Origin of the sequence: Paenibacillus sp. Mc5Re-14 (assembly GCF_001049835.1) — a bacterium.
Lineage (GTDB): Bacteria > Bacillota > Bacilli > Paenibacillales > Paenibacillaceae > Paenibacillus > Paenibacillus polymyxa_C.
In genome coordinates, this window is the sequence record NZ_CVPD01000001.1 from 2,035,182 (window position 1) to 2,046,457 (window position 11,276).

The 11,276-nt window shown below is 43.4% G+C and carries 8 protein-coding genes and 2 riboswitches; of the genes, 5 read left to right on the plus strand and 3 right to left on the minus strand.

Annotated features, from left to right (window positions below; all coding sequences use genetic code 11):
* Positions 1–49: 49 nt before the first annotated feature.
* Positions 50–1,297: a stalk domain-containing protein gene (locus BN1546_RS09275; protein WP_090737228.1), complete on the plus strand. Its 1,248-nt coding sequence runs from the start codon at positions 50–52 to the stop codon at positions 1,295–1,297.
* 96 nt (positions 1,298–1,393) lie between these two features.
* Here BN1546_RS09275 and BN1546_RS09280 read toward each other — a convergent pair whose 3' ends face one another.
* Positions 1,394–1,777: a winged helix-turn-helix transcriptional regulator gene (locus tag BN1546_RS09280; protein WP_025679610.1), complete on the minus strand. Its 384-nt coding sequence runs from the start codon at positions 1,775–1,777 to the stop codon at positions 1,394–1,396.
* Positions 1,778–1,965: 188 nt separating this feature from the next.
* On the opposite strand from BN1546_RS09280, the gene BN1546_RS09285 reads away from it, so the two are divergent.
* Together BN1546_RS09285 and BN1546_RS09290 are read left to right on the plus strand one after the other, a co-directional pair.
* Entirely contained in the window at positions 1,966–2,640 is a 675-nt protein-coding gene (locus BN1546_RS09285) for an NAD(P)H-dependent oxidoreductase (protein ID WP_040102305.1), read from the plus strand.
* Between the two features lie 200 nt (positions 2,641–2,840).
* Positions 2,841–3,992, plus strand: coding sequence for a response regulator (locus tag BN1546_RS09290; protein ID WP_090737230.1), 1,152 nt, complete (start codon positions 2,841–2,843; stop codon positions 3,990–3,992).
* A 108-nt stretch (positions 3,993–4,100) separates the two neighbouring features.
* On the opposite strand, the gene BN1546_RS09295 is transcribed toward BN1546_RS09290, so the two are convergent.
* Entirely contained in the window at positions 4,101–7,163 is a 3,063-nt protein-coding gene (locus tag BN1546_RS09295; RefSeq protein WP_090737232.1) for a hybrid sensor histidine kinase/response regulator, read from the minus strand.
* 141 nt (positions 7,164–7,304) lie between these two features.
* Positions 7,305–8,561 (minus strand): DUF445 domain-containing protein, encoded by a 1,257-nt coding sequence (locus BN1546_RS09300; RefSeq protein WP_090737234.1) that lies wholly within the window; start codon positions 8,559–8,561, stop codon positions 7,305–7,307.
* Positions 8,562–9,144: 583 nt separating this feature from the next.
* Here BN1546_RS09300 and BN1546_RS09305 point away from each other — a divergent pair.
* Positions 9,145–10,020, plus strand: coding sequence for a helix-turn-helix transcriptional regulator (locus BN1546_RS09305; protein ID WP_090737236.1), 876 nt, complete (start codon positions 9,145–9,147; stop codon positions 10,018–10,020).
* A 107-nt stretch (positions 10,021–10,127) separates the two neighbouring features.
* Positions 10,128–10,206: riboswitch (cyclic di-GMP riboswitch) on the plus strand.
* A 40-nt stretch (positions 10,207–10,246) separates the two neighbouring features.
* Positions 10,247–10,328, plus strand: a riboswitch (cyclic di-GMP riboswitch).
* Positions 10,329–10,340: 12 nt separating this feature from the next.
* Positions 10,341–11,150, plus strand: coding sequence for a transglutaminase-like domain-containing protein (locus BN1546_RS09310; RefSeq protein ID WP_090737238.1), 810 nt, complete (start codon positions 10,341–10,343; stop codon positions 11,148–11,150).
* Positions 11,151–11,276: the final 126 nt, after the last annotated feature.

An 11,276-nucleotide genomic window follows, 5' to 3' on the forward strand; every position in this document is an offset into this window, starting at 1 on the left:
GATTCTAACATGATAGCATTGCAATCTATTGAGCATAGGAGATCATAGGATGAAAATCGTAAATAAGGCTCTGTTATCTAGCGTTATCTTTCTGAGTACCGCAGCGGGCATCTATAGTCCCTTGGCACAAGCGGAGGCGGGTAAGGTCAGCATCATGCTGGACGGATATCCATTGCCGTTCCCTGTACAGCCTGCCATGATGAACGGCACGACGATGGTTCCCTTTCGCGCTATTTCTGAGGCTCTGGGCATTACAGTGAAATGGGATCAAGCCAGCCAAAGCATCACCGCTACCAAAGCGCAAGGCAATGCAACCAAGCAGGTGGTTCTCAAAATGGGGAGCCGCAATGCCACCGTAGATGGACAAACGGTTCAACTAACAGCAGCACCGCAAACCGTACGCGGCAGCACGATGATTCCGCTGGGCTTTTTCGGGCAACAATTTGGAGCCACAGTGAACTGGAACCAGGGAACACGGACGGTCTCTATCACATCGCCACGTGAAGCTATGTACACTGTAGGCTTCTATGCACTGTCTTCCTTTGACCAAAAATCCAAAATACCGAATTTTAATGCCGTTGCCTTCGGCTGGAGCCGAATTGATACGAACGGACAGTTCACAACGACCGGCAAAGAATATAAATGGCCTCAAGCTGCTGGAGCTGTAACGCCCGAGTCTATTCTACAGGAGGCAGATAGCCAGGGGACTTCCCCTTACCTGATGGTTTATTCTGTCGACGGTAATCATGAGCTAACCAAGGTTTTGGAAAATGTGCAGCTTCAAGAACAGACCATTTCTCAAATCGTCAGCACTGCCACCGATAAGCAGTTCAAGGGCATTACGTTAGATCTTGAAGGATTAGGCTGGAGCGGTGATAAGGCCAAAGCTCGCTCCGACTACAACGCCTTTATTAAAAAGTTATCAGCCAAAGCACATCAAGCCGGGCTCAAGCTTACCGTCGTTCTGCATCCGCTGAATAGCTCTTACACTGGCTATGATTACAAGACGCTAGGCAATCTGGCGGACGATCTGATCATCATGGCCTATGATTACGGACAAAAATCTACGCCTGAGCCACTGGATAAAGTGGACGAAGCCATAAAGCTGGCGTTGAAGGAAACCTCGCGGGACAAGCTCATTTTGGGAATTTCAATGGGTAGCGAAAAAGACAGCACCATTAACGCCAAGATCGGTTTAGCCAAACGTTATGACCTCAAGGGAATCGCCATCTGGCGTCTGGGTATTATTGGAGAAACGGCCTGGGCGAAGATGAACGAATCGATCGAGTTTAAATAGTGTCCATTTTGTAAAAGGAATCCGTCCTTATTCCGCCCGCTAATGATTTTCATGTGTTTTCTATGAAATCATCGGTGGGCTTTTCTCATGTCTATCTTAGCAAAAATGCTTGCCTGACTTGGAAATTGTCGCCACAGGCTCGCATCCCTGTTCTCCGTAGAAGATCCCCCAGTCTCTCATAAAATCCAGCAACGGTCTTAACGTATCTCCCAACGGGGTAAGCGAGTATTCCACACGTGGTGGGTTCTCGTTATAAATTTCACGGTGCACAATGCCATCACGCTCCAATTCGCGTAGCTGCAAGGTTAGCATCCGCTGTGTAATATTAGGCAAGGTCCGTCGAATTTCATTATAGCGCCGCGGTCCTGTGGTCAAATGATATAAAATGACTCCCTTCCACTTGCCTCCAATCACCCCAACAGTTTTCGCTACCGGACATCCAAAATTAACGCTAACTGTATGTTCCATCTCCTGTGCCATGTATTCCCCTTCTTTCTACAGGATGTAGGCTAATAGCCTTCAGACCTATAACAAGGAACAAATATGTGCGTACTTGTTCCCTGCAAAAACTTTCTATATGATAACTATATATTCGATATTAGCTCTCAATATAGTAGCAGAAAACCCATAGAGTACCAACTAAACCCATATCAAAAGGAGTACATTTTATGTCCAATACATCAGCTAAAAAGCAGGAAATTCTGGATGCCTTTTTATTCAGACATGCCACGAAGGAATTCGACCCCGATCGCATCATACCTGAGGAAGATTTTCAATTTATTCTCGAAACCGGACGACTTTCCCCAAGCTCCGTAGGATTTGAACCGTGGCAGTTTGTGGTCGTGCAAAATCAGGCATTGAGAGAAAAGCTGGCGGCGGTTTCCAGTGGTGGTCAAAAGCAAATTCCTGCGGCCAGCCACGTCGTCCTGATCTTGGCACGTAAGGATGTTCGTTATGATTCTCCTTACGTGGAGTACATGTATAAAGAGGTTAAGGGGATGTCTGACGAAGACTTTGCCTCCCTACCAGGCCGCTATAAGATTTTCCAGGGTGAAAACCAACGCCTGCTGGAAAACGAACGCACGTTATTTGACTGGGCCTCCAAGCAAACCTATATTGCCTTAGGCAATATGATGACAGCGGCAGCTCAGATCGGCATCGATTCCTGCCCGATTGAAGGCTTTAACTATGATCAGGTACATGCCATTTTAGAGGAAGAAGGATTGCTTGAGAACGGACTGCTGGATATTTCAGTCATAGCCGCCTTCGGTTATCGTGCTCATGAACCCAAGCGGGAAAAATCCAGACAACCCCTGGAGAAGGTCACACGCTGGGTCCTGTAAATATTCGTCCAATACTGTTAGTCAATCTTTAAGTTTGACACAATTTGAACAGGCGGGCTTGCGATCACTCATCTTAACGATGGCCCATCGCAGCCCGCCTCTTTATTTAAATTTTTTTCTTCTACAACTGTTTGCTTATAGCCGTAGTCAAGTTATCCTATATAATAAGATGTATCTGCCTACAAAGGAGTACAGTACACGTGGAAAGATCAGAGATATTGACAAGGATTGTTATTGTCGATGATGAAGAGTTAGCTTTGGATTATATGAAGCGTCTGCTTGGCGAGTTACAAGGCATACATATTGCAGGAGCTTTTACGAATCCATTCGTGGCTAAGGACTATATTCTACTTGATGATATAGATATAGCTTTTTTGGATGTAAGACTTCCAGGGATCAGCGGAATTGAATTAGCACATCAAATTTTGGAGCACAAACCCCATATTCAGATCGTTTTTGTTACAGCTTACGATAAGTACGCTATTCAGGCCTTCGAGCTTAACGCACTGGATTATCTGCTCAAGCCGGTCACGACAGAACGTCTTATCAAAACCATGAATCGCATTCTGAAGCGTGACGATCAAGCTGCCTCCATGCCTGAGAATCAGCCTTCTGTTCTCCAGTTACAGGTTTTTCAATATGTCGTCTTTACATTACCGGATCAGCAACCCACTGTTATTCAGTGGAGGACTAAAAAGACCCAGGAGTTGTTTTTGTACTTGCTCCAGAATCATGACCAATGGGTTCGCAAATCAGCCTTGATTGAATTACTATGGCCAGAATATGAAGAAGATAAGGCCTACTCTCTTTTATATACAGCCGCTTATTACATTAGAAAAACGATAGCGCCGTATCATTCCTTTTTAGAGATTTCCAATACTAATGGCGGTTATATTTTGCACACGCAAAACGTTCTGTTAGATACAGAAAGATGGGAGTCTCTCCTGGCATCCGCTCCACAGATGAACAAGGAATCCATCCCATATTATGTAAAAATGATGGAGCTTTACAAAGGGGACTATTTACAGGAATATGATTTTTGGTGGGTTGAAAGTGAACGCCAAAGGCTGCATAAAATGTGGTTATCCATATCATTAAAAATGGCAGAATGGTATAGAGGGAACTCCCAGCCTGAAGAGGCGATCTCTATTTATGAGGGCATCTGTAGTCGTCACCCCCAAGAAGAGGAAGCCTACTGGGGATTAATGAAGACCTATGCTGAGATGAATAAAAATAGCTTAGTGATCAAATGGCATGATTTATTATCATCCGTCTTATGGGAAGAGCTTCATGAGAAGCCCAATGAACAAATTACAAATTGGTTTAAAGAGTGGCAAATGGCTCATGCCTAATTTCACGACTGGGAATCATTCTCCGTACCCGTAGAGTCCCCATTAGAAGCGTCACTTACTTCGCCTCGTTCTGTATAGAGGACCTACGGGACAGAGATATTATGTTCCTTATCTTTGTACCTGGGGAACATGGAAGCTTACCGTTGTACCCTGGTTGGGAAGACTGCTAATAGATAATCCTTTACCGTATACTTGCTTCAAACGTCGATCTGTATTCCGTAATCCAATCCCGCTATCCTGTTCTTGATGAGGACTCAGCAGACGGTCCAGTTCCTCTTGACTCATGCCCACACCATCATCAATGATCGCTATTTCTGTTCCATCCTCCCGCTGCTGAATACGAATGCACAATGTTCCTCCATCTATCCGATTCATGATACCATGCCTGATTGCATTTTCTGCAAGTGGCTGAATCGATAACGGTGGCAATAGCAAGTTTATCTGTTCGTCTACTTCCCATACAATATCTAGTCTATTGCCAAAGCGTTCCTTCTCTATATAAAGATAAGATTTCAGGAGAGCAAGTTCATATTCCAGTGATACGACTCTATCCAGATTTTGAGGGTTAAAGCTTGATCTTAAATATTTGCCGAATTCTTCAATAAGATTCACCATTCTGGTGTGATCCACATGACTTAAAGATGCAATGGTATTCAAGGTGTTAAACAAAAAATGAGGTTTGATTTGTGCCTGTAACCACGCAGCCTCCATCCAAAGCCTCTCCCTTGCGGACTTTTTAACATCAGTCAAGGCACGGACCCTTGATTTCAATTCCATAGAATCCACAGGCTTCATAATGTAATCGTTGGCCCCTGCAAGAAATCCCGTATATAAGTCCTCCTGCTGACTACGTGCTGTCAACAGCAACACAGGCAGCTCGGAAATGCTAAAGTATTCCCTCACACGCCGAGTTAACTCATAACCCGACATTTGGGGCATCATGACATCGGCTATAATTAAATCCCATTCCCGATGATCCAGCCTATGTAAGGCATCCTGGGCACTGGTTACAGTGACAAGTTCGTAAGGCTCCGACTCCGAGGCGAGAATGCCCTCTAACACTCTTAAATTGACCGGATCATCATCTACTGCGAGTATGGCAGATCGTGCAGAGCCTACCGCAACTTGCATCACAGCTTCATTCTGTAGAGCTATAAAATCAGTACCTGCTTCTTCATCCATACATACCTGCTCGTTATCTCGTGATTCGTCTGGGGTAGGTGAGGGATCGAGCGGTAGTGTGAAAGAAAAGGTTGAGCCTTGACCAAGTTCAGAACTTACACTCAAAGATCCTCCATGAAGCTCCACCAATTGCTTGCTGATACTCAACCCAAGTCCAAGCCCATCCCCAATAACCGTCAAATGAGAATTTCCTTGTTCATATGGACGAAATATTCGCTTTTGCGTCTCCTCATCTATCCCAACGCCAGTGTCACGCACCTGAATACTGGCCATTTCGCCTTGGATGTGTGCGTGAACGGAAATAGTCCCCTCAGCAGTATGTTTAACAGCATTGTGAAGGAGATTGAACAGGATTTGGATTACTCGGTTTTCATCCGCTAATACATTTGGAAAATCAGCAGGGATGTTAACTACCATGTTTAAAGGTTTCCCATCTGTCATGAATTGAAGCATATCCAATACACCCGAGGCTACAGCCTTGGGCTTCAGGCTTCTTTTTTCCAGAATAATATCCTTTTCACGTAGACGTGTAACATCCAGCAAATCATTCAATAATAAGGACATACGGCGGCCGACCGTAACAAGCAATTGCATGTTTCTCCTGTTGGGTTCATCCAGGGCGCCGCCCCGGTTCTCCAGCACAGTCTGTGCTATATTGATCATCCCATGTAGAGGATTTCGCAGCTCATGAGAGGTGTTGGCTAAAAATTCATTTTTCACCTGATCAGCGCGCTGCAATCTGTCCGACAGCCTTCTCAGTTCAGCATTCGTATTAAAAAAACGCTTGAACCAATAGGATGCAAATGCCACAAAAGCCAGCACAATATCCCAAGGGTAATAAGGGAGATCATTCGTCTTGAAAATGCCCCACAGCATGCTGGATGCGATGCTAATGGATGCTAGCAACAGAAAAACAGCCTCTTTTTGCCCTCTGAATGTTCTAAGAAAAGCAAGGGAGGGAACTGTAGCACATAGAGTAATAGCCGGTAATGCGATAAGAACCATAAGAAATGCATACAGGCTGGATGCAGGTGCAAGTAACACCAAAATCGCAAAACAACAGTGGCCTATAAAAACAATCTGAATGATTCGGGATCGAACCAACAGAGACTGCGCCAGCTTCAGTACACACATGCCTATTCCAATATAGGAAAGGGTGGTTATCTTTAACGAAAGACCCAGATTAATGGGGAACCAGTCCAATAAAAGCTTGTCATCGTCTGTCAGGATGGATAATACCGTGCAGATTACAATTCCCGTAAAATACAGAAGCGCCTTCTTTTGTGGATTCATAAAAAATATAACGACTATATATAACCCGTGAAGCAGCAAAATAATACATACCATAATTTGCATTGCGATCGTGAAGTTGGTTCGGCTATTCACAGCATCCGCGCTTCCAAAAATGATAGGCTTCATAATTCCTCCACTAGCAGAGAAATCAAAATTGGATACTTGGATGACAATCTCAATGGCCTGCCTGTTCGCATCAAACATAGCAGAGAATGGAACAGTCGATCCTATATGCTGTTCGACCTTGCTAGAGACCTGACCACTATGACTAATTAAACGACCGTTCACAAATATGTTGGATGCCGTACTGATCTTTCCAATCCGAAGTCCGTATAGAGTGTCCTCCGACCTGTCACTCAAAATAAGCAGCCGATAGGTTCCAACGCCATATGCCTTATGATCTACAGGAGATACCGACTCACTCCATAATCCTGGTACCTGAATGGTCTGGCGCTGCTTCTGCATAAGTAAGGATTTCAGTTCGGCAGGAGAAGATAAAGTCCCAGGATAAAACTCCCACTCCCCATTTAATGGCAGGGTCTTTATCTCCTGCAGATTCAAGCCCCTCAGATCCAGAATTCCCGCCTTGGCCCGGGGATAATCCTGATTGTGGTAATAATCAAACCACAACAAACGCAAGCCGATAATCACGATCAGAAATGACAGCGTAATTAAAAAAAAGTTCCGCTTATTCATCTACTGGTGATCCGGCACCATACATCAACGTACCGTTGCCGGGCTCTCATCTGAACCAGCAGCATTGGATGGTGACCAATCCTCATAGTTTCACAACCTTATCTACACAAATTTCATTTATCGTTCCTCAGATTGTCCGTGCTACTCAAGCAACATACGAACCCCAGTAAGCACAATTCCAATCAGAAAACCTGTAAGCGCACCGTTAATCCGAATCCATTGTAAATCCTGCCCCAGCTTGTCCTCCATTAAAGCGATCAGTGAGGTATCATCCATTCGATTTACATTTTCTCGAACCAGATTACCAATTTGGCTATGGTTTGCTTCCACTACTCCGGTAACACCTGCTACGATCCACGAATTGATCTTGTCCAGCAGCTCCGTATTTCTCCATAAATCAGACAGCATTTGATCCAGCAAAGGTACAATGTACACCGTTACATAACTGGCATCTTCCATGTAATCCAGCAGATTACGACGAAGCTCTTCGAGCTTATCGGATATAGCTGCATCACCTTCCCAAGAATCAATAAAGGTGTTTTTCCAGTGATTCAGCCCCTCCCTGACCGTATCTTTGGCTGCCAGATGAATCAGCTGTGTGTTGAACCCATCCAGGACGGCCTGACGACGCGGATGTCCTTCATCTCGAAGCTCCGCTACGCGGTCCAGCAAAAAGTGACGAATCATCTCGCCCATACGCTCCTCATTCAAATAGCCAAGGAAAGCGTTCAGGGCAAACTGCATAAGCCCGCTGACCTGCAAGCCGCTAACAGCCTGCATCCCCAAGGTGCCTAGCGTAACCCCGGTGTCTGACCGCATTAGCCAGGACTCCGTCTGCTCCAGCGCATAATCCAACGCCCGTTGGTCATACTTTCGCTCGCCAGCTTGCCGGGCAAGCACCTCTAGCAATGGTCCTATATCGAATTCAGTCGCCTGTCGCTTAACCCCGGTTGCGATGGCCGGGGCCAGCTCTGCCAGCGGAATCGAACGGACAAGTTGCTTGGCAAGAACATCTATAAAAGTGACCGCTTCGGGCGTACGTATTCCTTTTTCCACACTTTTCAGCACCAGCTCTGCCAGTCTAATCTCGGCAATTTTAGATGCAATACTTTCTTTATGAAGCAAATTATTCTCGACCGTGTTAACCAAGGCATCGGTCAGCTTTCCCCGATTTTTAGGGAGAAGCGCTGTGTGTGGAATCGGAATGCCCAGCGGATGACGGAATAACGCGGTTACGGCAAACCAGTCTGCCAATCCTCCTACAAGTCCGGCTTCAAAAGATCCGGCCAAAAGACGGGCCCAGCCAAATTGTTGAAAAGGTAACGTAGCAGCAAAGCCCGCTCCCATCATAACAAGTGACCAAGCTGCTGCGGTTTTTGTGTTTTTTGTTTTTCCCATCATGTAGTCCTCCAAACTAACTGTAAAATTTGTTTCATTACATCTGTAGTACCATCATATCATTGCCTGTGCAGATACCAAAGGTAACCATACTCTATTGTCAACAAATTGCATGATATTTAAAATTTGCACATTAGCTTAAATTGAGTTCGCATAACCACACTTATCCATACATTTTCGTGAACAAAATCACAACAATTAAGTTACAACTATTTCCTAACAAAATGAGCCCTTTGAATCATTTTGTCGAAATATAGTCCCATTTTTCCTGAAACCTAAAGGATATATGCCTCAAAAAGTGGAATTGCAAGATTACGATATATTCATTGAGGAAATTATTTATTTCCAACCTCATTCTTTATTACATCAATTTAAGGAATGAATTCCAGAAGGACCCTATCCTTTTCAAATAGGTGCTTTCTGGTTAATTTTGTTATATAATGTATAGCCTCAAATCGATACATGAATATACTTTAATGTGATAAAATAACCTTTGTAAATGGGAACTCCGGTTCTAAAAGGATATTCATGAAACAAACTACAATTGTCTTACTAAAATTGTTCTTTTGTAAAGGAATTGGATATGACAACAAACCAAAAAAATGCCCAGTATGTCTGGAGCGATGATCCAGTTGCAATTATATGTACACCCTCTGCTTTTGCTAAAAAATCCCTCTTTTATATACAGGAAATAGGCTATTTCAAAACAGATGCTTATGTAATGGAACGGCAAAAGCTCACCTCTTTTTTGCTCCTTTTTACTCTGTCCGGGAGAGGGGAATTACAATACCGGGGCAAGGATTATATATTGAAACCTCATGATATACTTTTTATTAATTGCGAAGAATATGTACAGTACAAAACTTCCTGTCAGAAGACATGGGAGTTTATTAGTGTGAATCTATATGGCAATCTTATTGACCATTTCTACGAACAATTCGATAAACACAATAAGCCCGTAATCTCACTAAAGGATTCAAGTACAGTACTGGACAAGCTGCGCACCTTATTACATGTACAGCCAGAACGAAGCTTATCATCTGAGCTGCTCTCATCCAGGATAATCGTTGACTTGTTAACGATTATTTTACAGCACCCCTACACCAATCCCAACGCGAATTCAGATGGGACTGCAGAGGTGCGCAAGGTAAAGCAATATCTGGATCAATCCTATTGCGAACGGATCACGCTGGATTCGCTAGCAGAAATGTTTGGTCTAAACAAGTTCAACCTGGCTAAAAACTTTAAAAAACAGATTGGTTTTTCCCCTATTGAGTATCTTATTAATGTTCGTATCACGGCTGCTCAAAGCTGGCTTAAAACTAGTGATGTAGCTATTGTGGACATCGCACAATATGTGGGCATTCCCAACACAAGTCATTTTATCAATCTGTTCAAAGAGCACATTGGAGAAACGCCTCATTCCTATCGCAAAAAATGGGGAAACCGTATAAAATAGGTCTTATGTATAATCTGCAAGCTTTCTTTGTCGATAAATAGCGAAAATCTGAGATTTAAACTTGCCTAATAGAGTACCTAACTGATAGAATAAAAATACAAGCTATTCAGGATAAATGGCAAACTTGTCGAAAGGCAAGGACGCAAAGCTACAGGGCCTTCTGTATGATGGCAGCCAGCTACCGGTTGAAGTGGCTTTTTGTCGTGCTTATTTTTCCCGAAAACTTTATACGAAATGGCAAACCTGTCGAAAGGCAGGGACGCAAAGCTATAGGGCCTTCTATTGATGATGGCAGCCTGGCCACCGAAAGGAAGTTTTTTATGGGGAAAATGATACTTTCCACACTTCTCCTATTTTTCATGCTGTCCGCAATTCTCTTAAATTCGACAATTTACGCTGCTGATAGTGTTGCATGGTTGGATCAAAACAATGTAAATCATGGGACGGTCAGTGTGCGCTACCCTGTTAAACCTAACGTTAAAACCAAGATTTTGGTTACCAAAGATGCACAAAAATACTCTTATAATCTAACACCCGGGAAATCCGAAGAAGTATTTCCTCTCCAAATGGGTAATGGGAACTATAACATCAGTATTTTGGAACAGCTTAGTGGTAATCAATATAAAGTGATAGGACAAGATACGATCGAGTTAAAGCTAAACGATAGCAAGGCAGTGTATCTTAATTCCATTCAAAATATTAACTGGAGTAGTACTAATCAAGCGATTCAAAAAGCCCGTGAGTTAACCCAAGGTGCAACAACCGATCGCGAGAAGCTGCAAAAAATCTATGACTACGTAATTAGTCATATCAAGTATGACTCCAATCAGGCCTTTGCCTTAACGACTGACTATTTGCCACAAATTGATCATACGTTAAGCTCTCAAAAAGATATTTGTTATGGTTATGCTTCACTGATGGCTGCTATGTTACGAAGTGTAGATGTACCAACCAAGCTGGTTATGGGCAAATCTTCCTACGTGGACACTTATCATGCCTGGAATGAGGTCTACATCGATAATCAGTGGGTGGTCGTAGACACTACAGTAGATGCAGCACTGTATATGGGTAAACAGAAATTCGAAATGGTCAAAGATCCCTCCAAATACATTAAAACAAAGCAATATTAATATCAATGTTTTTAATTCATATTTTTTAAAAAATGAAAAAATAGAACTACATTTCTTGAAGAGCCTTGATCACATGATCAAGGCTCTTTTTCTATCCTTGTTGAGAAATTGTTGAGATGTGGCATG

Bases quoted from the DNA above. Each gene is read 5' to 3' on its own strand.
- BN1546_RS09280 (WP_025679610.1), bottom strand. From the start codon at position 1,777: ATGGCACAGGAGATGGAACATACAGTTAGCGTTAATTTTGGATGTCCG.
- BN1546_RS09310 (WP_090737238.1), top strand. From the start codon at position 10,341: ATGGGGAAAATGATACTTTCCACACTTCTCCTATTTTTCATGCTGTCC.
- BN1546_RS09305 (WP_090737236.1), top strand. From the start codon at position 9,145: ATGACAACAAACCAAAAAAATGCCCAGTATGTCTGGAGCGATGATCCA.
- BN1546_RS09285 (WP_040102305.1), top strand. From the start codon at position 1,966: ATGTCCAATACATCAGCTAAAAAGCAGGAAATTCTGGATGCCTTTTTA.
- BN1546_RS09300 (WP_090737234.1), bottom strand. From the start codon at position 8,561: ATGGGAAAAACAAAAAACACAAAAACCGCAGCAGCTTGGTCACTTGTT.
- BN1546_RS09275 (WP_090737228.1), top strand. From the start codon at position 50: ATGAAAATCGTAAATAAGGCTCTGTTATCTAGCGTTATCTTTCTGAGT.
- BN1546_RS09295 (WP_090737232.1), bottom strand. From the start codon at position 7,163: ATGAATAAGCGGAACTTTTTTTTAATTACGCTGTCATTTCTGATCGTG.